This is a genomic window from Nocardia nova (assembly GCF_002933465.1).
In the GTDB taxonomy this organism is placed as follows: Bacteria; Actinomycetota; Actinomycetes; order Mycobacteriales; family Mycobacteriaceae; genus Nocardia; species Nocardia nova_B.
In genome coordinates this window covers 1-511 of the sequence record NZ_PSZE01000116.1, presented here as the reverse complement: position 1 = coordinate 511, position 511 = coordinate 1, and the positions used below count along the sequence as shown (strand labels likewise).

Here is a 511-nt window from a genome sequence, read left to right as displayed (position 1 = left end):
CGCCATCGGATTCCGCCGGCTCGGCGGCGTCGCCGTTCCGGCGGCCGTCCCACCGCCGGCGCCGGCCCACGAATCCACCGCTCACCCCATTTCGGAGGAACCCTTATGACCACACTCGAACCGTCCGGGGAGACGGCGGACTTCGATATCTCGACGGTCGTACGACACGATCGAGTGCACGGTTCGGTATACACCTCACCCGAGATATTCCAGCGGGAGCTGGACACGATCTTCCGCCGCGGCTGGGTGTATGTGGCGCACGAGAGCGAAGTCAGCGAGCCGGGCGACTATCTGACCCGCCGGATCGGCACCGATCCCGTGGTCGTGGTGCACGGCCGCGACGGCGAGATCCGGGTGCTGCTGAATCGGTGCACGCATCGGGCCAACAAGCTGTGCAATGCCGAGAAGGGCAGCGCGACCTCGTTCCGCTGCCCCTATCACGGCTGGACCTTCAGCAACACCGGTGCCCTGAGTGCGGTTCCGATGCGGGAGGGCTACGGCGAGACCTTCC

The 511-nt window shown here is 66.7% G+C and carries 1 protein-coding gene; it reads left to right on the top strand.

Going from position 1 to position 511, the window contains the following annotated elements; genetic code table 11:
• Positions 1-105: 105 nt before the first annotated feature.
• Positions 106-511 (top strand): aromatic ring-hydroxylating oxygenase subunit alpha (locus C5E41_RS33120; RefSeq protein ID WP_181063545.1); only part of this gene is annotated, 406 nt, incomplete at its 3' end.